This window comes from Bacteroidota bacterium (assembly GCA_016714535.1).
Lineage (GTDB): Bacteria > Bacteroidota > Bacteroidia > AKYH767-A > OLB10 > JADKFV01.
The window spans coordinates 571,991-597,131 of record JADKDR010000001.1; the positions used below are offsets into that span (position 1 = coordinate 571,991).

Consider the following 25,141-nt stretch of genomic DNA (forward strand, 5'->3'; position numbering starts at 1 on the left):
TTTTGTACCACACTTCTTACCCTTGTGTAATTTGTGTTACTTCAATGCTGCAAAATGTAGACCATCAAGTTCTCATACCTCTTTCTGAATTGCTGTACAGCAGAGATAAAGCTGGTATTACCAATGTCATCGAAAACCTATCGGTGCATGAGTTGATTGATATTATACCCATATTTTATACCCATGAGCAAGTATTGCTGTTCAGATGCATGGATCGCGAAACGGCCTATCAGACATTTGAAAACCTGGAAATAAGCACACAGGAAATTTTAGTAGACGAGCTTCCCAACAGGCAATTGCAGCTCATATTGAATGACATGTCGGCTGATAAGCGCACAGCATTGCTCGAAGAACTTTCGGCTGACCAAATCAATAGCCTTTTAAAACTGCTTACGGTAAAGGAACGGGCGGTAGCACTTCAGTTGTTGGGCTATCCTGAAAATTCTATTGGCCGTTTAATGACACCCGATTATATTGCTATTAAGCCCGAGTGGACGGTACAAATAGCGCTTGATTTTATTCGTGAAAACGGTGAAGACAAAGAAACCCTCAATGTGCTATATGTGGTTGATGATAAGGGAAAGTTGATAGACGACATTCGTGTACGCGAAGTATTGCTAGCTCAAACAGACGTGATTATAGGCACCTTGCTCGATGGCAAATTTGCCGCTCTAAATGTTACGGATGACGAAGAAACTACCATTAGCGCCTTTAAGCAACATAACCGTATTGCTTTGCCTGTAACCGATGCTATGGGTTTATTACTTGGTATAGTAACTATAGATGATGTATTGCAACTTGCCGAAGATGAGGATACCGAAGATATACAAAAAATAGGTGCGGTAGAAGCACTAGAAGACCCTTACATGGATACTCCATTGCCACTCATGATACGTAAACGTGCCGTGTGGTTAATCGTTCTTTTTATAGGCGAATTATTTACAGCAAGTGCCATGAAATATTATGAGCACGAAATTTCGAAAGCACTTGTGCTTATGCTATTTGTTCCGCTTATCGTATCAAGTGGTGGTAACAGTGGTTCGCAGGCAAGCACACTTATTATACGTGCTATGGCACTGGGAGAGGTAACCATTCATGATTGGTATCGAATAATGAAACGGGAAATTATATCAGGGCTAGCCTTAGGTACTATTTTAGGAGTGGTTGGATTTGCTCGGATTTATTTATTCGATGCTATTATTAAAGAGGCTTGGTATTGATTTAGCTACATCGAGCAATCCTTTTGTGGCAACTTTGGTTGATGTAACAGGCCTTATGATTTATTTTAGCATTGCCATGCTTTTGCTAAAAGGCAGCTTGTTGTAAGCTATTTTTTTACCTCATTTATCTTGGCAAATACTTTTACGTTAGGTGAACGTTTTTATCATCCTTATTAAATTCCTAATATAGATCGACTATTTTATTTTTTAAAAATAGCTTGTACATAAAAAATAATTTTCGTTTATATTGTAATTGCCTAAAAGTTATAAGGGTTACCAAACATTAAAAAAATTAAATCCAATGGAAAATCAAATCACATTGCGACAGCTTGCAGAAGAAAATTCCCAGCCTTTTTTATCAAACAATGTTAAAAAATTTTTTCGAAAGAAAAAAAGCTTATTAATTGCCCCCCCCGTAAATTTTAATTTTTTTACTTCTATTTTCAATAAACATTATTAAATCACAATGCCCTGTAAATGCAGCTTCATGGTCAAATGGAATATATATAATACAAATTGTGCGCGGCAGCGGCAAAACACACTCGCATAAACTAAATATTACAAAGTAATGGGAAGGTTTATTATTATTATTCTGTTTACGAAGTGCTTTGCGGTTTCGGGACAAGGTATGAAAGCTAACGTTATTTACGGTTATGGACCAAAATGATACCTGTGTGCGGGTCAACTATAATCGATTATAGTTTCGGAACTCCGATACAAACGCCAATACCAACTATTTTAGGTTTTGGGTGGACAACAGGCTACATGAGTGACAGTACAGGAGAATTGTTGTTTTACTCGAATGGGATATTTTTATAGAACCGCCAGCATTACCAGATATCCGGTTGCGATTCCATTCTTTGCAATCCAATTGTCTATAAGGATTCAGTATGGATTGGTGCCTGAATTCAAGCATCGCAAGGATTTTTCGTAATACCGCATCCTGGAAGACCCCACAAATATATTCTATTTCAAACAGGGGCCGATTATACTAAAATTATAGGAGGTTCATAGCTATTTTATCATGTGGTAGATATGGATGGTAATGGTGGACTTGGCGATGTAGTAACTTGTAGAAAAGATATTGTATATGATACCTTAGGTGGCTACCTTACCGGAGTAAAACATGCTAATGGCCGAGATTGGTGGATTGTTTGCAATGAATCCTTTACAAACAAATACTATAAAATATTGGTAACGCCCGATACCATGATGGTAAGTGAACAGCAGATAGGCCCTGTGTTTGACACTACCTCATGGTCAGGGCAAAGCAATTTTAGCAACGATGGCAACTGGTATGCACGAGCAGATGCAACTACCGGAGTAGTTGTTATGCAATTTGACCGCTGCACCGGCATGTTTAGCAATCCAATACATGATACTATGCTAACCATGCAATTTGGCGGGGTTGGGTTTTCATCAAATAATAAATTCATGTATGTATTCACTTGGCTCGATTTATATCAATAGAATTTGGAAGATTCTACCAATATGGGAACAACTAAAATACATGTTGCTCATACTGATATTTTGATACTGCAAAGCTCACCAGCAATGAATACATTCTACATGCAGCTTTTAGCTGCGGATAATAAATTGTATGTAATTACACAGGCATATTACAAAGCTATGAATGTGATAAACCAACCGGATAGCCTTGGACTTGCTTGTGATGTACAACAGCATGGGTTGCCCTTGCTTAAGCTTAATCAACGTTCTTGCCCCAATTGGGCTAATTATGATTTAGGCCCTGTGTTGGGTAGTGTATGCGATAGCTTAGGCCTTGGGGTAACACCTACTGCAGTGTTGCAGGATTTACGCATTAGCCCTAATCCGGCTATGTGATGGTTCTATATCAACTATACTTTGCCGCAGCATACATCAGCAATGGCTGTGTTGTACGATATGATGGGCAACCGCATAGACCAACGCATGTTGTATGGTCACTTTGCCTCGTTGCGATGGGATTTGCCGCACTTGTCAACAGGAGTGTATATGTTGCGTATTACAGGCAAAGGGATTAATACTTGTAAACGTGTTATGGTCATTGACTCGCAATAACATTTAGAGTTAATATGGGAGGGGTAAAAAACAGAGAACTGTGCTAAGGCGAGAGGTGACACATTTCAAAGCCAATACACCCCAAACCCTTTAAGGGGCTTGCGTTTGATGCGCTTGCTGATATGTATTATTTTCCAATTGCCAAGAGCCTTATTAAGAAATACTTTTAAGGAAATGAATAAGCTTTGTATTGTATCGGTAAACGTTTTTTTGTTTTTCGCTGATAATTTTTGAAAGCTCTTCAAGCTGCTTTCTCTTGCAATGAAAGGCGCTTGCAAACAATGCCCATTCGGCAAAGGCCGCGTATGCCATCAACCTTTTATTCTTAAATAAGAGGCGGGATGCATCGAGGGCTTTGTTATAATTACCCTGATGTTTTGCTTTTATTATCGCTTCCACGTTTTCTAAAATTTGGGCACGCTTGATGTGCCTCTCATTGGTCCAACTTATTTCAATGTCACCTGTGGCAAACTCAATCAGAGTTTTACGTGGAGTTCTGTATAATTTATTTGCCTTAATTTTCTTAAACTCAACATTGGCCATTTTATTCAATTGCTTATCCACATGCCTGAATCCAAACTTAAAATAAAACCAAAAGGCTCCGGTGTCTATTCCTTCAGGGTTTCCCTTGCCAAACATATAAGGGTCAACTGCTATATGTTCCAACCTAAAACAATACTTGTACGTTCTTATTATCTGACACAGAATATAACCTGACTCCCCACCTCTGTATGGTGAAAAAATATTCATTCCGAAGCGCGCATAATTGCCAAATATCCACGAACCACCATACGAAACAGGATAACCATTTTTAAATAGTGGAATTTAAAATACTGCAACGACCTTATATCGAAGTAAGTTGCAGGATCGGTTTCGCGAAAGGTTAATGTAAGAGAATAACGTATCACCTTTTGCAAGTCTAACGCTTTAGCATTTGTGAGTTTACTTGCAGGCGGCAGCGGTGCTTCATACAGCTGCTGATAATCGAACGTCTTTAATAAAACGGAGTTATAAAATGTTTTTGACTTTTCAATCCGGTTGAAAAGCAATGAGAAATCTTTTGCTTTTGAAGTAATAGAAATCCAGATTTTTAAATTGCTCCATAGCAGATCTTTTACTTCGGGTTGATTATCTAATCGTGCCACTTCTCTTAGTAAGAACGACAATTGTCGTTCCTTGCGAGGTTCCAGTTGCATCAAGCTATCTTCAGGCAAGGTTGCAACAGCTAAATGATTCTTGCCAAATTTATTTATGCAAGCACCCAACCAATGGTATAACGAAACCTTGTTATCGCCAAAGCTATCGATACACAAGGCGCATTCAGGTTGCTGATTAAGCCAACTTATTAAGTCATGCGTATACTTGGTGGTGAACGAGGTGTAAGGCAAACAAGTATCCTTCAATTTACCACAAAGCTGCTTGTTGCTTCTTAATACATTGGTGATACAAACCACTCCATGAATAGCAAGCATAAATACTTTTTTGTTTTGTGGATATTCTAAATGAAATAGCAAAAGTTCTGAATACTGCTTAACAAACTCAGGATGCTCTATCATATTCCTGTTTGCAAGCAAAAGATATTCTATCTTTTTATCTAAGCTTTGGGCATCAAAGGTGAATGAAACCGCACGCAACTTGTTTAGCTCTGGATAGGATGGCATTATTTGATTACTAAATTATACAAACAAAAAATTACGATAGAAATACTGCACTTTACATGCATCAATCTGAATAACGCTTCCATGCATTTCACCATGAAAGCGATTCAATATTACTAATAATTAAAACATCCTGTATAAATTTTTTGTCAAAGAAAATCGTTACACATGGTTTTGCTTGCTGCACTGCAGCCTTTGTAATAACAAAGCTACTATCACTACCAATGTATTAAAACACATCCCAATCGCCCAATGTAGCAAACCATTTATTAGCTTGACTTATACTTTCGCTTTTGCTACTTACATTGCGCGTAAGCATATTGAGCTTACGAGGATTTAATTTTTCCGGAATACGTATAAACTTACCTTTATTTGCCTTTTCAAAATTAACATCACAACAAGTTGTAAAAACAAAGGCTATTTTTTCATTTGTATAATCCTTGCTGTACAGTGCTGCACTGCTTATTAATTGCATAAGTTGGTTGGAGTCGGTAAAGGCATAATCCATAAGTAATAGTACCGGCACATCAAACATGTAGTCAAACTTAAAAATGGCAATGGCAGTAAGTTGCTCCTGATGGTAATATCCCAACGAAAAATATAACGAGGATGGTCGTTGCATGTAGCGCCACTTTAAAAATTCGATACTGCGTGAAGTGTAGTTGTGAAAACGTTCGCAATAACTGGAAAATAATTTTTCCACTTCTGCATCAAACTCCTTAATCAATCGGATGTTTTGGGTATTGCCTTTTTTAGCAGGTGCTAAAAAAAAATCAACTAGGGTACCGGCCCATTCACTCAACAGGGGAATTTTTAGTTTCTTTCTTAGTATCAGTCCTGTGTTAACAGGCATCATATACGTTGCAAAGGTTTTGGTAATGGCAAAGGCATTATATTTTAAAAAAGTATGAATACTTTTTGTGTTGGGAAAAGTATAACAAGCTGCAATTTGCTGCGCATCAATATCGTTGTTGGCAAAGGTTGCCAGTTTTCTAAACAGCCCCTGCCCGCGTAAATTAGCATCTACAGCTACATCCTGTATCATCGCAAGCAGGGCGGGCTTTTTATCTACGAAACCTGCATACACGGGAACATGATAATATCCTGCAATTTTATTTTCGGAATAAGCAACATAAACGCAGGAATGCTGTCCGGGAGATTGCGCATACTGCCAATTCCAAAAACCACTATTCATAATGCTTGACTTGTGCGAATCTGTTTCGCTCAACACACGCTGAACGTAGTCAACCAACTCCTGCTGATTTTTGCTAAGATCAATCTTGCAAATTTGCAACGGGGATGGTGATGATGGGCTGCTGTTTGGCATATTGGTCGATATAATCAGAAACTGTTACAAACTTGAACTCGTTAAGCATTCTTTCGGTACGAGCAAGTGTGGTTGACAGATTGGTATAATGCGTAATTTTTGATTTCCAGTTTAATCCTACACTTGGATGCAGCGGGTCGTACTCCCAGGGATGTATATAAAACATATTAGGAAGCTTATCGTGTTGCCTTTGCCTTAGCGAATTGCCGGTAAAGCTGTATGGGAACAAACGAAAATAAGCACCGCCAATTCCTAGTTGCTTATGCAAAAATTTAAATCGCGAAACTGGAAATTCAATGAGGTTATTCTCTTTTATTTTAAAAATGGTATCGGGGCAAGTAGCAATTCCATATCGCCATGTTTTAATGGGAGATATACTACAGTCGATCGCAAAACCTTCTTCGGCAAGCACATCAAGAGCCCACAAACTTTTTGAAGTAATTGAAAAAAAAGGTGAGCGATGAGTAACTATTTTTTTTCCGGTAATATTTTCAATGGCATGGCGGGTTCGTTTTACTTCTTCACGAAATTGTGCAGGAGTTTGGTCATAAACCTTTTCATGCTTGTACGTATGCGAGCCCAGTTCATGTCCTGCCTGATGCAACTCTTTTTTATTAATTGTGGATAATGGTCGGCTACCCAACCGAGCGTAAACCAGGTAGCTTTGGTCTGGTATTTTTCGAGTAAATTAAAAATGGCATAAAAACCTTTTTCTATTCGCTTTTCATATTTTCCCCAATCAGCATAAGGCAACTCTATGCCCTGATACCAATCTTCGAGATCAATAGAGAAAACAGCTTTATCAAATACACTATTCATTGTATAAGGATATCTAAGATTTACTTATTATAAAATGAAATAATCGCATTAATAATATGCTCCTGATCGGCATTGGATAGTTCAAAATAAAACGGCAATCGCACCAGGCAATCGCTGTAGTGCTCGCAATGCGGTAAGCTTATATCTTCAGCATGCTGCAGGTAATAAGGGCTTTTGTGTAACGATTGATAATGAAATGCTGCATACACATCGTTGGCCTTAAGGTGTGCGATGAGCGCCTGGCGCTCATCCAGATTACGACATACCATATAATACATGTGGGCATTATTAGTAGCAAAGTCAGGCAACGCAGGCAATTGCACTTTGTCCTTCAATCCACTGAATACTGCATGATATTTTTCCCAAATCATAGTCCGTTTCTTTTGAATGGTTTCAATATTTTGCAACTGCGCATACAGAAATGCAGCTATAATTTCGGAAGGTAAAAAACTGGAGCCAATATCTACCCAATTATATTTATCAACCTGCCCACGAAAAAACTTAGCACGATTGGTTCCCTTTTCTCTGATAATTTCGGCACGTTCTATTAGCGTCTCATCGTTTATAACCAACATACCTCCTTCGCCCGAAATAATATTTTTAGTTTCGTGAAAAGAAAATGCTGCCAGGTGCCCAATGCCACCAAGTGGCTGCGATTTATAATAACTATCAATGCATTGTGCAGCATCTTCAATAATGAGAATATTTTTTCCTTCAATAAGTGAATATATCAAATCCATATTGCATGCTACACCTGCATAGTGCACTACTACAATGGCTTTGGTGCTTGGTGTGATAAGCGCTGCAATTTTGCTTTCGTCCATGCCAGGATGATCGGGACGACTATCTACAAATTTTAATTTTGCCCCTCTTAGTACAAATGCATTGGAGGTACTTACAAAAGTGTAGGAAGGCATAATTACTTCGTCTCCCTCTTTTATATCTGCAAGTATCGCTGTCATTTCGAGCGCATCGGTGCATGAGGTAGTTAACAGGCATTTTTTAAATCCATATTTTTCCTCAAAAAAATTCTGACATAGATTACTATAATGTCCATCTCCCGAAATTTTTCCTCGAGCAACGGCATCAGCAATGTATTGTATTTCGTTGCCTATAATGAATGGCTTGTTGAATGGTATTTTCATTTTCTCAATTCCAATAATGATAAATATTTGTGCTACTTTCAATAACAAAACCACAGCGGGTATAGAGGTTGCAAGCAGATTTATTAGCAAGTTGTGTAGCAACTTTCAAATAAGAAAGTTGTTGGTCTGTTGTATAATTTTCGCAGCAAGCTATAAGCGCTTGTGCAACTCCTTTGCCTCGCATGGTATCATCTACAGCTATAAGCCCAATTTGACAACAATCGCTATTACGAGCCACTGTTACAAATCCATTTATTGCATCATGACTACCATGTATGTATATAATGTCAGCAATTTCACGATTTACCGATCGTTCAATCCAACGCGTGTACATGCGTGCAAAGGTTTCGTATCCCATGCGCGGGTCATTTCTAAATCGCGAATAAATACCTGACTCAAGCGATAGTTCATGCAACTTGGTATTTACATAAGTAAGTTGATATTGCATAATATTTTCCTGCATCGGCTGCACTGTCACATGCTTGGAGTATATCAGCTTTACATCAAGAGACTTTATATTCAATCTTTCAATCTCGGAAATCATTTTTGCGTTTCCTGAATGTTCGCTGATATAAATTAAATCAAAATTATTTTTTTCTTGCTGAAACTTTTCCAATTGAAACTTCCCGGGATGAACAATACCCACTCGAAGGTTAAAAAAATCGGAATCCCACGTGGCTATGTCAATCATGCTGTGTTGGAAGTTTTCTCAATAATGTAAACCGGACGTCCTTTAACGCCTTCAAATACCTTGCCTATATATAATCCTATAATACCGAGAATAAATATGATTAAACCTCCTAGTACCCAGACAGAGATCATTATGCTTGTAAATCCTAATACGGTGGTGCGGTCTAAAATTTTCTGAACCAAATAAAATACGCCAACAGCAATTGACAATAGGAATATAACTAATCCTAATTTTACAAAAAGCATAACTACCTTATCTGAATTAACAAGGATGATGTCTGTTGCTAATTTTAAAAGCTTTTTCATGGTATAATTTGATTTGCCGCTGTGCCGTTTATTATGCTCCACCATCATGGTGCCTCTCTTGAAGCCTACCCAGTTAATCATGGTAGGGAAAAAACGATTTTGTTCGCGCATGCTGCAAATCGCATTTATCACCTTGCGATGATATATTCCAAAATTAGCGACTGTTCCGTTTATTTTTGAATCGGTAAAGTAGGATAATACTTTCCAGAAGAGGTAAGAAAAAAAACGCTTATCAAATGAGTCTTTCCGGTTTTGGCGGCTTGCTACTACCATATGATAACCTTGGTTAGCTATGGCATACATTTTTGGAATTTCGGAAGGATGATCCTGCAAGTCGCAATCCATTACCACAACCCAATCGCCCTTAGCATGATCGAGGCCGGCTGTAAGAGCATAGTGCTGTCCAAAATTGCGGCTAAGTTTTATCCCCTTAACAACAGGGAAGCGCTCACTCAATGTTTCTATTTTCTCCCAACTGTTGTCGAGGCTAAAGTCATCTACCAGTATAATTTCGAACGAATCAAATACGGGAGTAATATGCTTGATAAGTTCATCAACCAATGTATCAACAATTGATTCGGCATTATATACCGCAGTAACTACAGAAAGCATCATACTGGGAAGACATTTATTTTCGGATGTGCAAAGCTAAATAAATGCATAAATAACTCAAATGGATAAATCAGTGTGCTTCGAGCTGATTAAGCGACTTAATTCTTTGCTAACGATTGCTGCAAAATAATCAGATTCCAAATTCGCTGTGCCAGGAAATCGTTCTTGCCATTATTGAATCGCCTGATTAACTCTTCAACATAAGTCACATTCAATAGATTGGTTTGCTTTATTACTTCTGCCGAAAGGTATTTGTTAATCATGTACTGCAAATCGTGATGCAGCCAGGCTGCAAGCGGAACCGAGAAACCCCATTTAGGCCTATTCATCATTTGCCTGGGTATATATTTATACATTACCTCTTTGAGCAAATATTTAGCAATCCCTTTATGATAACGCAAGTTGTAAGGCAACGAAAATGCAAATTCTACCACATGCTTATCAAGCAAAGGCACCCGTACTTCAATTGAATGTTGCATACTTGCACGGTCCACTTTTACTAATAAATCTTCGGGCAGGTAATAATGAAAATCGAAGAGCGCCTGCTTTTCCGCAAAGTTGAGCGAACGGCCGGGAGCAAATAAATCGAAATGCAACTTTTCGGTTGGCGTAGTATGTAGTTGATGTATTTCTTTTTTACTAAAAAAATATTGCTCATGCGAGAATATATGGCTGTGCAGCGAAAAGTTATCTTTCCAATCCATCATACGAGCAATACGCTTATACCTTGATGAGAGCAAATTCAATGCTGGGTGAATACGCTGATATGCATGACGCTTATACGGATTTTGAAATCGCATGGCCCATTGATACGAACCATATCCTAAAAACAATTCATCGCCACCATCGCCTGACAATACCACCTTGCAATGTTTTGCAGCCATTTGCGAAACAATATAAGTTGGCAAAGCACTGCTATCGGCAAACGGCTCGGTATATATACCAGAAACTTTTTCAGCAAGATGAAGCGCATCATTAAGCGAGAGGTCTAACCGGTGATGATTGCTTCCAATATGTGCAGCAATAGCTTCGGCAAAGGGCGCTTCGTTATACTTAGACTCATTGAATCCGATAGAATAAGTGTCAATCTGCTTACCATGCGCCTGTTGCGCCAATGCCGCAACAACACTCGAATCGGTACCTCCGCTTAAAAAAACTCCGATAGGCACATCGCTTTGAAGTTGCAAGGAAACACTTTGCAACAATAACTCTTCAAGTTTTCCAATAGCTATTGAGGTTGAAGATCCTGGATTAACTCTTGCTGTTGACTCCAGTGTCCAGAATTTATTTTGTTTTACTCCATTTTTATCAATCACTAAATAATGTCCGGCCTCCAGTTTCATAACACCCTTATACAACGTATATGGTGCTGGTATATATCCTAAATGCAAATAATAGTTAACAGCCAAATGATCAATTTCGAAATTCCTGTTCAATAACTTTAATGCTTGCAACTCGGATGAAAAAACAACATCACTCCTGCTTGATGCATAATACAAAGGTTTAATGCCAACATGATCGCGCGCAATTAATAATACTTCCCTGTGCAAATCATAAAATGCAAAAGCAAACATGCCATTCAACTTATTTAATGCACTTTCGCCTTCATGTATAAGCAAATATAATAGCACCTCGGTATCGCTGCTTGTTGTAAATTGCTGATTGAATGTTTTAGCAAGATAGTCCTTAAGGAACTTGTAGTTATACAATTCTCCGTTAAAAATAATTCGGTATTGGCCTGTGCTATCTTGCAGTGGTTGATTTGCTCTTGCATCCAAATCAATAATAGACAATCGGTTGTGTGCTAAACCAATGGTGTTATTTTCAAAAAACCCATTGGCATCCGGCCCGCGATGTTGCATAGACTTATTCATTCCAAGTAGGTCTATGCCTGCATGGCTTTCACTAAACAAATAATAACCGGCTATACCACACATACCATCAAAAACAAATTAAATACCATTATGAAACTGCAGGCTCATTCAACATTTTAGCCTCCTCCTGCTTTTCTTTGTACAACTTGGTATACATCGCATTTGCAATGAGCACCGAAACAATATAAAAAGGCAACATCGGGATTTTATAACGAACAAGGCTACCAAAATTTGCTGTGGTAATGCCAACCGAAAAAGAAAAGAACATACTAAACACAAACGAAAATAGAAGCAGATGATTGGTAAGGCAAACTTTAAAAAACCCAAAAATACGGCTTCGTAATAAGGCAATGATGGTTATCACTAACACATAAAAATTTTCAATTGCCGATAGCAGCATTACCGGATTTCTTACTTCCGTAATAAAAGGCCTGAATAAGGCAGCATTAACCGCCAATGGAAACTTACTGATGAGTCCGGTAAAGGTAGGCTCAAGTTCACCAATATCAAACGTATTGCCCTGGTAAAATTCGCTTTTAAAATCCTTTTGTGTTTCAACAGCACGGTCAAATATATGATCGAATGAGTAGGCGCCTAAACTTGATGATAATAAACTCATCAAACCAAAACCGCCACCAAAAATGCAAAATGCCATGAAGGGAAAAAACATATAGCGCAGCACTTCGTTTTTGAATCTTGAATTAGCCACCGACAAAACAAATACCAAAAAGGCAGGGACCACGCCAACAAAAATATATGGTTTAATAGCAAGAATAATCAGTATGGCTATTAATAACTGGATGGTATGAACGAATTTTTTTTCACCACGTATGAAAATCATGTAAATACAAAATATTAAGTGACCAAGGCAACTAAATGTAATGGTGTCTTTCAAAATGCCACTACCCCAAAAGAAAACCGAAGGAAAAAATAAGATGGGAATAGCAATTTGCCAGCGTAGCTGTGGAAACTCGTACATAAATGTTCGGTACATACGCCACACACCAACATAGGCCAATGTTGCAAGCACCATGGTGGTAAGGAAAAACGAATTGAAGCAAATAAAAGTAATAGGTGATATAATTCTTACTACCATGAAACTTTTAGGGTCATCCAGATTTTCGGGAAATCCAATTGCTGAATTAAATGCATAGTAATCAACTACACCCTCGTGATTAAATAAGATATGAAAATAAGCACCGGGGTTAATAAAAATAAGTTTATTCATTACAATACTATCCACAAAGTAGGTGGTAGTATCGCCACCATTGTAATAAAAGCTATAAACAACACACACTCCAATTGCTCCAAACAACTTACACAATAATCCTGGCCAAAAGTATTTATAGGTAGGATTATTCTTATTAAATATGAACACCGTAATTCTTACAAACAACCATAACAAGAAAAAGTAAATAGGAATAACCACCACATCCAGCATCGAAAGAAACTGGAGCCAAAATGTAAATATTGGAACGTGTCCAACCATCATGTTACTAAGAGGCTATACTTTTTAAAAAATCAATAACTATATTGACATCATTCATATCCATGGGAATGTATAAAGGCAAACATAAACTTTGATCTGCTGCCTTTTCACTTGCCGGCAACGAAATGTTAAGGTGTTTGTATGCGGTTTCGCGATGGGCACACATGATTCCTCTGCGTGTGCTAATGCCTGCATCCATCATTAGCTGCATTAACTCATTGCGACCTATAGGAGCATCGTTTGTAAGGTTAATATAATATGACTGATAGTTATATACGCAGTTTTCAGGAATTGACGGAAGTTGTATCCATGCTATTTTGCTTAACGCATCATTATATACTGTCGCAATTTTATTTCGCTCCGCAACTATCCAATCGAGTTTTTCCAATTGCTTAATACCTACCGCAGCCTGAATATCTGTCATGCGATAGTTGTATCCAATTTCAACATGATCTTCAAAAATCAGTGTTTTCGATTCATGCCTAACTCTGTCATTTACACTCATACCATGTTGACGAAGCAATCGCATACGGTTGTAAAAGGCTTCGTTATTTGTTGTTATCATACCTCCATCTCCGGTGCTTATTACCTTTCGAGGATGAAAAGAAAAACATGCCAGCAGACTGTCGGCTCCTATTTTTTTGCCGTTTACTGAAACCCCTGCAGCACAAGCCGCATCTTCTATAAGCAACAAGTTATATTTCTTGCACAGGCGCTCCCATGCCTCTACATCGGCCGGTATGCCAATTTGGTGCACTAATAAAATCGCTTTTGTTTTATTCGTAATGCGTTGCTCCACATCAGCTATATCGAGGTTGTAGTTATGCGGATCAATTTCGGCAAACACCGGAGTGGCACCAACATAGGTAATAGAGTTTGCACTGGCAATGTAACTCATACTAGGACATATAACCTCATCGCCAGCTTTAATACCTGCTACTATAAATGCAAGATGTAAAGCAGTAGTGCAATTAGAAACAGCTACTGCATATTTGCTTCCTGTGTAGGCGGCAAACTTCTGTTCAAACTCTAGAACGCGTGGCCCTTGTGTAATCCATCCTGTAAGTATGGTATCGTAAGCTGCCTGCGCATCTTCGGTAGTTAAGTATGGTTTTGCTATCGGAATCATCATTTTTACTTTTTTATAAATGTTGCTTTAATAGAATTGCCTGTACCGGCAAAAGTAAGCAGGCTATTGATAACCTTTTTGCTCACCTGAGCAAAAATATTTGTCTCTATCTTGTTACGAATTTTTTCATCTGTATTTTCATTGCTCGTATATAACTCGGTAACCGGCTTTTTATTTTTTCGTTGCCAACTTGTTTTCAATCTTGTTAGGCTAATACCGGTTGTTTGCAAACTCAATTTTTCAAATCCATTCTGTGTAAGCAGCTTTTGCATAGTACCTTTGCTAAAATAAGAAAGGTGCTCCGGATACTCTATCACATTATAATCTGCTTTCAAATAATATCTTTCGATAGAACCGAAATTGGGAGTAGTTAAATAAACCACACCACCTTTTCGCAACAAAAGATTTATTTGCTGAATCATGTGGTTAGGTTCGTTAACATGTTCGATGGTTTCAAAGGAAGTAATGACATCAAAAAAACCGCTGTCGAACCAATTAGCATCAAGCTTCCCATGTTTCATTACGATGCCGTTTTTTTCGCCTATTGCAACGGCATTTTTTTCGTAGTCGCTCCCATATACTTGCCAGCCGCGCTTTTTAGCCTCCAAAAGGAAAAGACAATTGCCCGAACCTATGTCCATTAGCCGATTGGTCTTCTTGAATTTTTCAAAATAATTCAACAACTCATTATATCTCTTTAAGGTGATTGGGGAAATATCAAAACTGCGGGGGTAACGACTGTAATGCTCTTGCAATTCGGCATCAGTGGGTATTCGCTTTACAAATACAAAGTTACAGTTGATGCATTTACACAGATAAGCTTTGGCATAGCCCTGCAAAGTACTCAAGTTATGACTTCCACAAAGTGTGCAGGCTTCAAACTCTTGATACTTTTCTGGCATTGGCTTATTTACGATAGATTGGTGCAGCAAGATAGTGTTTTATTTATGCACATAAAAAATGGTGCCACCTTCGCTTGTTGATACAAAAGTCCATGCGCTCTTTTCATACAAACGGGACGATAAATCAACATTATGATCAAGCGTTACCTTAATCTTGTTTTCTTGCAAAAAATCACGATAACGCTGCAAACTATCAGTTTGGCTGGTTGCAGGAAATTTTTCAAAATATTGCCCCATTGGAGATCGGGTGTACAATTCTTTCCAATCTACTTTTTTATTGGTTGGATGGTATTGTTTAAAATAAATAGTAAGAGGTAACAGGTCGTTATCAATATTTCCTGATACCGGATGTGGTATCGAGTTAATGGTATGCTGCATCACAGCACAAGTAATCATTTCTCCGTTAATTTTTACCGCATTAAGTCCATTGCGCACCAACTGTAAATAGGGATATGTGTAGGTGCATTGATTGAACGTTTGCGGATGATTATGCATTAGATTAAATGAAAAAATATTGTACCCTGCATTGATTACAAACCAGATTAGGATAACGACTATGCCCGTTTTAAAAACACCTCTAAGGTTGTTGAATTTTTTTATAGCAAAGGCAGCTACTAATACGAGTAAGGTTAACATTACCTCGCGAGCAAGGTTGGTAAATGCCTGCATGCCATCATAGTTTTGCCACAAGATGCATGCAGTTAGTAACGAAACCAATAAGATAACAGCAAGTGTGGTATACATTAAATACTCGGTAAAGATTAACTTAAATGAAAATTTACCTTGGCTGAAATACCACCACAGAAAAATAAATACAGGAAAATAAAAAATGAGAATTCGTAGGGAATATTTACCAATGCATAAAAAATAATATATATAGAAAGAAAGTTCTTTATACGTAATTATAAGTTTGGCAACACCAAATGCCGATCCGGTGAGCAGACTAAACACTGAAAAATAAATCATCGCAAGTACAAACAGCAGGGCAAACCTGAAATAAGGGGTATCACAACCTTTTCTTTCAAAGATAAAATAGAGAAGCATTAATAATGCTAAGCCACCTGCAATACCGGGTAATGTAACAATATTAATATAAGGCAATAAGAGCAAAGGAGTAAAAGTCCAAAAACGCAATTCCTTTTTATAGGCAAGCACAAATAAAATTACGTACAAACTCATACAACTGCTTCTTAAGAAGTTTGCAGCACTTAAATAAGGAAAATCAAATGCACCAATTAAAATGGGGTTTACCTTTTCGAAATAATAAAGAGGCAACACAAAACCGGTGAAATGAATAAACAAAAAAACGAACACCAAATAAACCTGCCTCCACCTAACGCGCTGCTGAAGCAGCGCGCACAGCCCCAACATAACAAATGAACTCATTAAAGCATTGGCAGTAATGCTGTAGGTAAATAGATTGTTCAGCCTGAAAGGAAAAGAAATGATACTCGAAAAGTATATATCATAATAATGGTAAAGCGCAGTGCCTTCAAACTGCTTTCCAAACGAAGTGTAGTAATAAGCATTTTCGATATGCGTATGTTTGATAATATTTCCCAAAAGCGAATAGGCATAATGGTCGCCAAGGCTATTATAAAAAATTCCTGCATCTTTAAAGTAAAAGGTGCATGCACTAAATGCAAAACATAGTGTATACAGCACCACATTAAGCATAAAATTCTTAAAGAAGGAAAAGTCAATCGTTGATGCGTGAGCTAGGTTTTGCTTGCGCAGTTGAAATAAATATAACCCCACCACAGCTAGTCCACCCCATAAAATAGTTTTACCATGTGTGAGATAAACACCGAATAATGAAACCAATATACATAAAGCACATGCGAGCGAGATAATATAATTGGAAAGAGGTTTATAACTATTTAATTTGAAAACATAACCGGTTGCTAAAGCCGAAGTAAAAAGAATGCATAGGGCAATCAATCCCGAAAAATAATATGCATAAATCTCATTAAATAGCATGAATAAAAATAAATTAACTATCGCACAACTGAGCAGGTAATGTTAATAGGCCCGATGTTATTATTGAATAATATCCCGCGCAGGATTTCCTGCAACCACCGACTTTTTATTTACAGGTCTGATTACATTGCTTCCCATACCAACCAAGGTGCCTGATGCAATGCTTATTCCATTAATAATACTGCTTCCGCTGCCTATATAACATTGATTGCCAACAGTCACATTGCCGGCAATAGTTACATTGCTGCCAATGCAGGTATAATCTCCTATAGTTGTATCGTGATGGATTACAGAGTTGGGCAAAATAATTACATGATTACCAATAATGGCATTACTGGTAACTACCGCCCCTGCCATAATCAATGTATTAAATCCAATGCGTGCATGTTTGCTTACACTTGACGATGGATGAATAACAGTAGCAAAACGGCTGCTGTCAAGTTGCAGTGAAGCAATAATCAGATTTCGCTTTTCATAAGTTGAGGGGCTGCCGGGCAACGCCAATACAAATGCATCGTTATTATTATCAATAAAATCGCGCTGATAGTTTATTATACCCAGCGCCTGAGCACCTTGCTTATCAGGATGATCATCAACAAAACCAATAATATCAAACTCATGCAGTGCGCAATCCACAGCCTCGAACGAATTGCCACTAAAAGGAAATAAAATCAGTTTTTTTTTCATCAGGTTATTTATTTTTTGCTAAGGCCGCGTATTGTGGCAGCAATAAAATCTTCGGCATAATTTACAAACTCTGCTTCCACCTTACCAAAACCACCTTGTTCTAAATACTTTTTCATGGTACTAAGTTTTTGTGGCTGATCGTACTCGGGCGAAAACATATCAAATGTATCGAGCACTACCCATTCCTTAAGTTGCTCATATGGCAAATTGGAGGGGATGGTTCGCTTTATATCGCAAATGGGAATAAATCTGTTAACGAATTTTCCTACACCAATTTTTTCGAAAAAATTATAGGCACTAATCATCCAACCAGCATTTGCTCTAATCAAACTAAGTAACCTATCATGATTCATTTTTTTTGTAAATGGCCTTAATAAATACTTTGCATTTATTTTAGAATACCAAGCCTTTACCGGATAAAAATCAATTACTAAATCGCCACCTGGTTTCACCATGCTTATAAGTGATTGCACTGATTTCTTAACATCCGGAGTATGTTGCAACACGCCCACACAAATTACTTTATCAAACTGTGCAGGAGCAAAGGGCAAGTCGTAAATACTTGCCTGAAATAAGTGCAGCCTTTCATGAGGTCCGTTGTTTTTATAATTTGCCTGAACCGCACTGCTATAATCTACCGAGTATAAATGCGCCTGTGTATGTTGCAGTATTACTTGCGAAAACCTTCCGGCACCACTACCAACCTCCAGGATATTAAGGCCGTTACCAAAACCCTTTTGCCATTTTGTTTGTGCAAACAAACGCACTTCAGAAATCGAATTCGATGAATGCTTATCAACCTGGGTTGCTGCAAAGGTATTCCACTCTTTGCCAAAGTTTGCTGTGTAATTATTATCAGATACAAGTCTATAAGCCCCATTACTATATGGAAATGCTACCTTGCCATCAGCATCAACTAATCCATTGGTGGTCTCCAACAATGGATTACCGGTATCTGGGTGTATTATTTCAATTAATTTTCTATCCTGCATATAATATCATAGTGACAAGCGTCAAAATTAGCATTTGCGTCTAATGCATCATCAGTTTCTGCATTGGTAATGCGATAACCAACAGCTAGCAGCAAAGCTACTAACTGCTTTGCACTGCTATTGTGTTTTTTCAAATTCGTATCGTCAAGTTCTATAAACAACGTGGGCTTATGTCTTGCAAGTACTTGCTGTGCACCTAGTAATACATTGTACTCAAAGCCTTCTACATCAATTTTTATTAAGTCTACTTTCTCAATTTTATTTTCAAGGCAAAAGTCATCCAATCTTACAGCATTTACTATTCCCTGCCCGTTTGTAGATTTTTGCATGCTAAACCCTCCGGTGTTGTGGACTACCGCAAGATTGAAGTTTAGTTTCTCAGGCTTGTCGCTAAGTGCAAGGTTATGCAAATGTGCGTTGGTTATGTGATTAATTTCGAGATGGTGCTTACACTGATGGTATAAAAACGGTATTGGCTCAAAACCAATAACTGTTCCTTTGGGGGCTAGTTTACTAAAGTGCAGGAGTGTCTCTCCAAAGTTTACGCCCACATCTATTACAATGCCTGCATCAGGCACAAGGTCGTATAACTTTTTACGAGGCTCAGTAACAATACCAAAGTACAGGCAATACTGCATGTAATCGGAAATGTCGAGCTCCCATTTAAAACCATATCGCGAAATGGTTCTTTTGGCATTTTTTGGATATTGATAATTTTGAGGAAGAAGACGGGCGGCAAAAGTTTTATGCGAGCGGCCTTGGGTATATTGCATCATCATCCTTTCGACCGAAAGATTCATACCGACTTTACGAAAGGCGTTAAGTATTTTGGTTTTAGACCTCAGCATTTGGCTATTGGGTATTGGCTCGTTGTTTCATGTTAATCACCTCCTGATAAATCTGCTTGAATTTAATAGCAACCTTTTCTGTGTCATGATATTTTTCGGCATAAGCTCGCGAATTCAATCCTATTTGGTGTCGCAAATTACTATCTACAATTAACTTTTCGAGCACTTCGTACAAATTATCATCGTTTGCATTCACAATGGGCAAATCGGCAGGGTACTTACCTATCAACGATTTTTTAATGTAGGTTATAACCGGCTTTCCCATGGCCATAGCTTCTACAGCTGCAAGTCCATGTGCACCACATATTATTTGATCTATATAAATATCGCAATCACTAATAATACGTTGCAAATTTTCGCGCGATTCTCTGGCTACCAACTTAAACTCGAAGTCATATATTTGCTTTAGCTCATTAATAATACGCTTAATTGAAAATGTACCCTTAGCAACAAAGTCGGTTGAAGCATGCACAATAACCGGACGCTTTACCAATGGACTTGGCGGCATTGACTTGTAATTGGATACAGTAAGACGCTGAAACACTCTGAAATAAACCGGAAACAAATTTAAGTCAAGGTAGCTAATCATATCTGTGCACAAAACAGGAATGGCGCCAATGTCATGAAACTTTTGTTGTATTTGTTTTGACCTTAATGCTGATTCAAGTTTAATATATTTCGAATTTTTTCGCAACAGAGCCTCCGCATATTTTTGATTCTCCTTTACTTCAATATCTGGATTCCGAATATCGCTTCCCACCCACTCTATCACAACAGGTTTGTTAAGCCACACGATAAGTTTGAGGTCCAGGTTTTTGCTTAATATATCACTGTTCCAATAGTAGTGAACAATGTCGGCCCAAAAAATATTTCTTAATATCAAATAATATTTTGCAATTCTGCTTTTCACCCTTTGCAAAAAGGACATATCCTTATCAGTAAAGACATGAGTAATACTGGAACTTTTAATACCTATATGTGGCGGATGCACACACAGCGCTCTTGTTTCAACACCAATGGCCTCCAAACCTTGAGTAGTCTCGCTCATAAAAGAAGCCATATTATATGGTAAATGAAAGACTTTCACTTTTCTTTAGAAAATTTACTCCGTAATAATTTTAAAACCAAACTCCGTTCGAAAACAAAAAAGCAAAGAAATAAGAATAACGCATTGGATACAAACAACAATAAATACCAGGGCAAATAATTATTCTTTAGTATGTAAATAGCACCAACCACCATTATCACAGTAGCGCCAAAAAGTATACCCCCTCGCGTATATTGATAGGGCATTGGATATTTTTGATGAGCAACATAGAACAAAAATACATTTAAGAGTAGCTGCCCTGCAATAATACTTATAGCAGCCCCTAAGGCTATATAAGGCTTAACCAATAGTGCCAGACAACCTAGTGTGAATAATGCAGCAGCAATATTACACACAGCAAAGGGAGTATTTTTTTTTGCAAAATTTAATCCAAGAGCAGCAATATAAACCGTGCCATTAAGAATGTAACCTAAGGATAATAAGCTAAGCACAGCGTAGGCGCTTTCATATGCTTCGGTCGTAAAAACTTTAAGAAGCCATTGGCTCATGCAGGCAATACTAATTGCTAACGCACCGCATATGCATAAATAAAGCAAGAAAATAAGGTTGTAAAATTCAAACGCATTAGATTCATTTTTTATAGAAAAAGCGAATGGCCCCCAGGCCATTTGAAAGGCACCAACCAACAACAACATAGCCGAAGCAATGGAGGATGCAACCTGAAACAAGCCTACTTGTGCGGTACCATAAAAATAATTTATTGCAAATGCAGCCGAAGAGGTTACAACCCAAATTGCAAGTGCAGCGGGAACTGAAGGAAGTGAAAATTTCAGCATTTTTTTCAGCAAACTTTTTTCGAACCATACAATATTGATTTCTTTTCTAAGGACATAAGCAGCATAGATTGTTTGCAAAATGGAAGAAACTAATTGCGCAAGAAAAAGTCCTTGAATACCTCTTTTGTAATATACGACCAAGATCAAACTTAAAGCAACATTGAATAAAGTGCCAACTACGATAAAAAACATGGTATGAAGCGCCCTTTTGTGTAAACGCAACCACCCCATTAGTATGTTTGGAAACACCATGAACATCACATTCAGGGCGGCATAAATGAAAACTGCATTATAAGTTTGATTATTGAACAGCCAATAGGCTAGCGGGCGGTAAAAAACAAGCAAACACAGGCACGCAAATACTGCGACTGATAAGCTGAACAAGGTTCGTGTGTTTAACGTACGATGCTTAGAATCCAGTTGCTCATCATAAAAAAAAATAGCCATTGCATTGTCCATACCCATTACCAGAAACACTGATAATAAAGCAAAAGCATTATTAGCAATTGAAATAATTCCGTAGTCGGCAGGTTGAAAAAAACGTGTGTATATGGGTATCAGGAATACACTAATAAATTTTATAAGAATATTTCCAACACCATATATAAGGCTATCTCCGGTTAGTTGCTTAATACGGGCTAAAGTTGACATAACAGGGAAGGCGATTGATTTTAAATAAATTTGGGGAAGGAGTATAACTAATCGAAACTTATATTCGACAATTATACAGTCCTAAAATATGCTGCAGTAAGTTCGATGCCCTCATCTAAATCTACCTTTGCTTTAAAGCCTAATAATTCTTCGGCCTTTAGCACACTGGGAATCCTTAGTTCGATATCGGCACTAAGGGCAGGCTTAAATAATATTTTAGATTTAGAGTTAAGCACTCTGCACACGGCTTGCGCCAGGCCAAGTGTAGTGATAACTGCTCTTGCATTACCTAAATTAAAGCTTTCGCCTACTGCCCTTTCGTTTTCGAGACATAACAATAGGCAGTTTACAAAGTCGTCAACATAACACCAGGCGCGGATTTGATTGCCATCGCCATAGATGTTTATGTCTTCATTTTTTAACGCTCGCTTTATAAATATCTGTATAGCGCCTTCACCGGTTTGACCGGGGCCATAAACATTAAATGGCCGTACTGTAACCACGGGTAGCTTGTATTGCTTATAATAAGCGTGCGCCATATGTTCACCGGCAAGCTTACTAACAGCATACACCCATCGAGCTTCACCTGCACTGCCCGAAACTGTGCGATCGGTTTCGCTGCTTTTAAAAGCCATTGAGCCAAATACTTCGCTGGTGCTAAAATCAATAAAGCGATGACTTATGGCATTGGTGCATGCTGCTTCCAGCGCATTGGCTGTGCCTATCATGTTCACCTGCATGGTTCGAACCGGATCTTTTATAACGGTATCGATGCCGGCAATGCCGGCAGCATGAATCACTGTTTCAGCACCTTTCATGCTTTGGGTGAGTTGCTGTAAGTCAAGTACATCCCCTTTTATAATTTTCAGGTTTTTATGATTTGCATACACCGATGTTGACAGCGTATCCCGATGAAAATTATCGTAAACAGTAATTTCATTTTCATTAATTAGTCTGCTGATAATAGTATTAGCAATGAAACCGGCACCACCGGTAATAAATATTCGTTTGTTTTGAAGCATAATTGGCAAATATGAAAATAAATATCCAATTTTATGCCATTGAATAATTTGACTACAATTACTATATGTGTGGAATAGCGGGGGTTATTTCGGTAACATCATTACCAGATATCAAAGAAACGGCCCAGGCAATGATTCAAACCATTTCGCATCGGGGGCCAGATGGAATAAACATATGGACGGATGAAGCAAAAAAAATTTCGCTTGCACATGCACGTCTTTCTATCATTGATTTGTCGACCATTGCCAATCAGCCCATGCACTATCAAAATGGGCGATATACCATTGTGTTTAATGGCGAAATATATAACTATGTTGAGCTCCGGAGTCATTTACTAACAAAACAATACAGCTTTAACAGCAAAAGTGACACCGAAGTTCTTTTAGCATTATTTGCTGAATACCGCGAGAAATGTTTGGCAATGTTAGATGGCATGTTTGCATTTGTAATTTTTGATGAACTGAGTGGTGAGTTGTTTTGTGCACGCGACCGATTTGGCGAAAAGCCATTCTATTATTTTCATAGCCAAAGTAAATTTCTATTTGCCTCTGAAATAAAAGCTATTCATAAAGTTGAAAAACTAATTGGTGTCAACTTCAACCAAATAAATTCGTTTTTATTGGATTCGGGCAAATATGCTTTGTATAATCATATGTTTACCAACTTAGCAGAACTAGCCCCCGGGCATTTTTTATGGTTAAAAAATGGAAAGACAACTATCACAAAATATTATGATGTAAGTCTGATTAGCGCATTTGCAGAATCAACCGAAGTGGCCTGCATCGAAAAATTCAACTTCCTCTTTACCCAATCAATTACCAGAAGATTGCGCAGCGATGTTACGGTTGGCACTTCACTCTCTGGGGGCATGGACTCATCTGCCATTGCCTGTAAACTTGCCCAGCTTAATCACGAAAACTACGCAACATTTACTGCGCGATTCCCAAACCATCCAAAAGACGAAGGGTATTGGGTATCGAAAGTAATAGCCCAAACAGGCTATCAAAATATTGAAGTGTATGTAGATATAGACAACACGATGCATGAAATAGATCGAATCATTTATTCTCAGGAGCATATTCCTAAATCAACAAGTATTTTTGCTCAATGGTATGTAATGCAAACTGCACAAAAGCATCAGGTAAAAGTTCTTCTTGATGGTCAGGGAGCTGATGAATATCTTTCGGGTTACGACCACATGAAATACTTTTTGATATGGCAATATTACCGCGACCTGCATTGGCTTAAGCTATGGCATGAGCGTAGTGAATTAAAATCAAAGTATGATAGAAAGGCCAAGCTTGGTTATTTATTTCTGTTTGACCCGTTACTAAATCTGTTTGGAAAAAGACGTAGCATATTTAATGAAGGGTACACTTTTAAAGACCGGTTGGTATTTGCATTAAAGCATGAACTAAACGAATTGCTGCATTATGCCGATCGCAGCAGCATGGCGCATGGCATAGAAATAAGGCTGCCCTTTCTGAGCCATGAGCTAGTAGAATATTGCTTATCCTTGCCCAACCATCTTCTTTATCGAAATGGGTATAATAAGTATATCTTGCGTGAAGCGTGCAAACCAATTTTGCCGGAAGAGATTTATAAGCGTACGCTTAAAATCGGATTCGAAACAAGCGAAGATGTGTGGTTAAAAGATAAAAAAATTACAGAAAAAGGGAAAGCAGCTGCCGAAATTCTAAGGGCATACAAAATCATTCCTTGCACCAATCATTTTTTAAATATGTTCGCAGTTTCGTTTATTAATCAATTTGCTCGCTAAGAAATCGCAATAAAAAAATAAGACCCGAATGTCTAACCTTGAACTAAAAGTAAGTAACAAAACT

Annotated in this window: 25 protein-coding genes and 1 pseudogene; 7 read left to right on the top strand and 19 right to left on the bottom strand. The window is 38.0% G+C overall.

The window, feature by feature from the left end; genetic code table 11:
• Positions 1-44 precede the first annotated feature (44 nt).
• From mgtE to IPO27_02335, 6 genes and pseudogenes are all read left to right on the top strand, one after another.
• A pseudogene (gene mgtE, locus IPO27_02310) lies at positions 45-1,326 on the top strand (magnesium transporter).
• 195 nt (positions 1,327-1,521) lie between these two features.
• Positions 1,522-1,680 (top strand): hypothetical protein, encoded by a 159-nt coding sequence (locus tag IPO27_02315; protein MBK8845436.1) that lies wholly within the window; start codon positions 1,522-1,524, stop codon positions 1,678-1,680.
• Positions 1,681-1,883: 203 nt separating this feature from the next.
• A complete protein-coding gene (locus IPO27_02320) occupies positions 1,884-2,039 on the top strand; it encodes a hypothetical protein (GenBank protein MBK8845437.1) in 156 nt (51 codons plus the stop codon).
• 207 nt (positions 2,040-2,246) lie between these two features.
• Positions 2,247-2,690, top strand: a complete 444-nt coding sequence (locus IPO27_02325) for a hypothetical protein (protein MBK8845438.1) — start codon at positions 2,247-2,249, stop codon at positions 2,688-2,690.
• Between the two features lie 3 nt (positions 2,691-2,693).
• Positions 2,694-3,065 (top strand): hypothetical protein, encoded by a 372-nt coding sequence (locus IPO27_02330; GenBank protein MBK8845439.1) that lies wholly within the window; start codon positions 2,694-2,696, stop codon positions 3,063-3,065.
• Between the two features lie 21 nt (positions 3,066-3,086).
• Positions 3,087-3,281: a T9SS type A sorting domain-containing protein gene (locus IPO27_02335; protein ID MBK8845440.1), complete on the top strand. Its 195-nt coding sequence runs from the start codon at positions 3,087-3,089 to the stop codon at positions 3,279-3,281.
• Positions 3,282-3,434: 153 nt separating this feature from the next.
• On the opposite strand, the gene IPO27_02340 is transcribed toward IPO27_02335, so the two are convergent.
• The 19 genes from IPO27_02340 to IPO27_02430 all read right to left on the bottom strand — a co-directional run bounded on the left by IPO27_02340 (position 3,435) and on the right by IPO27_02430 (position 23,296).
• On the bottom strand, positions 3,435-4,031 hold the full coding sequence (locus tag IPO27_02340) for a hypothetical protein (GenBank protein MBK8845441.1): 597 nt from the start codon (positions 4,029-4,031) through the stop codon (positions 3,435-3,437).
• On the bottom strand, positions 4,028-4,942 hold the full coding sequence (locus tag IPO27_02345) for a hypothetical protein (GenBank protein MBK8845442.1): 915 nt from the start codon (positions 4,940-4,942) through the stop codon (positions 4,028-4,030). Before IPO27_02345 ends, IPO27_02340 begins: the two co-directional genes overlap by 4 nt.
• Before the next feature lie 226 nt (positions 4,943-5,168).
• Positions 5,169-6,266 (bottom strand): GNAT family N-acetyltransferase, encoded by a 1,098-nt coding sequence (locus IPO27_02350; protein ID MBK8845443.1) that lies wholly within the window; start codon positions 6,264-6,266, stop codon positions 5,169-5,171.
• Positions 6,214-6,870 carry a DUF3473 domain-containing protein gene (locus tag IPO27_02355; GenBank protein MBK8845444.1) on the bottom strand — a complete coding sequence of 219 codons (657 nt, stop codon included), beginning with the start codon at positions 6,868-6,870 and terminating at the stop codon, positions 6,214-6,216. The genes IPO27_02350 and IPO27_02355 overlap by 53 nt, the downstream gene beginning before the upstream one ends.
• Entirely contained in the window at positions 6,780-7,085 is a 306-nt protein-coding gene (locus IPO27_02360) for a hypothetical protein (GenBank protein ID MBK8845445.1), read from the bottom strand. Before IPO27_02360 ends, IPO27_02355 begins: the two co-directional genes overlap by 91 nt.
• A 20-nt stretch (positions 7,086-7,105) precedes the next feature.
• A complete protein-coding gene (gene rffA / locus IPO27_02365) occupies positions 7,106-8,230 on the bottom strand; it encodes a dTDP-4-amino-4,6-dideoxygalactose transaminase (GenBank protein MBK8845446.1) in 1,125 nt (374 codons plus the stop codon).
• A gap of 4 nt (positions 8,231-8,234) precedes the next feature.
• Complete coding sequence (locus IPO27_02370; GenBank protein MBK8845447.1) at positions 8,235-8,921, bottom strand: GNAT family N-acetyltransferase; 687 nt, start codon at positions 8,919-8,921, stop codon at positions 8,235-8,237.
• The gene (locus IPO27_02375) at positions 8,918-9,841 is read right to left on the bottom strand and encodes a glycosyltransferase family 2 protein (protein MBK8845448.1); all 924 of its coding nucleotides are present in this window, start codon (positions 9,839-9,841) and stop codon (positions 8,918-8,920) included. Before IPO27_02375 ends, IPO27_02370 begins: the two co-directional genes overlap by 4 nt.
• Positions 9,842-9,936: 95 nt before the next feature.
• Positions 9,937-11,775, bottom strand: coding sequence for an asparagine synthase (glutamine-hydrolyzing) (asnB, locus tag IPO27_02380; protein MBK8845449.1), 1,839 nt, complete (start codon positions 11,773-11,775; stop codon positions 9,937-9,939).
• A gap of 25 nt (positions 11,776-11,800) precedes the next feature.
• Positions 11,801-13,204: a hypothetical protein gene (locus tag IPO27_02385; protein MBK8845450.1), complete on the bottom strand. Its 1,404-nt coding sequence runs from the start codon at positions 13,202-13,204 to the stop codon at positions 11,801-11,803.
• A 4-nt stretch (positions 13,205-13,208) separates the two neighbouring features.
• Positions 13,209-14,333, bottom strand: coding sequence for a DegT/DnrJ/EryC1/StrS family aminotransferase (locus tag IPO27_02390; protein MBK8845451.1), 1,125 nt, complete (start codon positions 14,331-14,333; stop codon positions 13,209-13,211).
• 2 nt (positions 14,334-14,335) lie between these two features.
• Positions 14,336-15,232 (bottom strand): class I SAM-dependent methyltransferase, encoded by an 897-nt coding sequence (locus IPO27_02395; protein ID MBK8845452.1) that lies wholly within the window; start codon positions 15,230-15,232, stop codon positions 14,336-14,338.
• Positions 15,233-15,271: 39 nt separating this feature from the next.
• The gene (locus tag IPO27_02400) at positions 15,272-17,212 is read right to left on the bottom strand and encodes a hypothetical protein (protein ID MBK8845453.1); all 1,941 of its coding nucleotides are present in this window, start codon (positions 17,210-17,212) and stop codon (positions 15,272-15,274) included.
• 60 nt (positions 17,213-17,272) lie between these two features.
• Positions 17,273-17,902 carry an acetyltransferase gene (locus tag IPO27_02405; protein MBK8845454.1) on the bottom strand — a complete coding sequence of 210 codons (630 nt, stop codon included), beginning with the start codon at positions 17,900-17,902 and terminating at the stop codon, positions 17,273-17,275.
• A gap of 5 nt (positions 17,903-17,907) precedes the next feature.
• Entirely contained in the window at positions 17,908-18,891 is a 984-nt protein-coding gene (locus tag IPO27_02410; GenBank protein ID MBK8845455.1) for a class I SAM-dependent methyltransferase, read from the bottom strand.
• The gene (locus tag IPO27_02415) at positions 18,873-19,739 is read right to left on the bottom strand and encodes an FkbM family methyltransferase (GenBank protein ID MBK8845456.1); all 867 of its coding nucleotides are present in this window, start codon (positions 19,737-19,739) and stop codon (positions 18,873-18,875) included. The genes IPO27_02410 and IPO27_02415 overlap by 19 nt, the downstream gene beginning before the upstream one ends.
• Positions 19,740-19,743: 4 nt before the next feature.
• The gene (locus tag IPO27_02420; protein ID MBK8845457.1) at positions 19,744-20,826 is read right to left on the bottom strand and encodes a glycosyltransferase; all 1,083 of its coding nucleotides are present in this window, start codon (positions 20,824-20,826) and stop codon (positions 19,744-19,746) included.
• Positions 20,823-22,274: an oligosaccharide flippase family protein gene (locus tag IPO27_02425; protein MBK8845458.1), complete on the bottom strand. Its 1,452-nt coding sequence runs from the start codon at positions 22,272-22,274 to the stop codon at positions 20,823-20,825. The genes IPO27_02420 and IPO27_02425 overlap by 4 nt, the downstream gene beginning before the upstream one ends.
• Positions 22,275-22,345: 71 nt before the next feature.
• Entirely contained in the window at positions 22,346-23,296 is a 951-nt protein-coding gene (locus IPO27_02430) for an NAD-dependent epimerase/dehydratase family protein (protein ID MBK8845459.1), read from the bottom strand.
• 65 nt (positions 23,297-23,361) lie between these two features.
• Between IPO27_02430 and asnB (IPO27_02435) the strand changes: the two genes are divergently transcribed.
• Positions 23,362-25,077: an asparagine synthase (glutamine-hydrolyzing) gene (gene asnB, locus IPO27_02435; protein ID MBK8845460.1), complete on the top strand. Its 1,716-nt coding sequence runs from the start codon at positions 23,362-23,364 to the stop codon at positions 25,075-25,077.
• Positions 25,078-25,141: the final 64 nt, after the last annotated feature.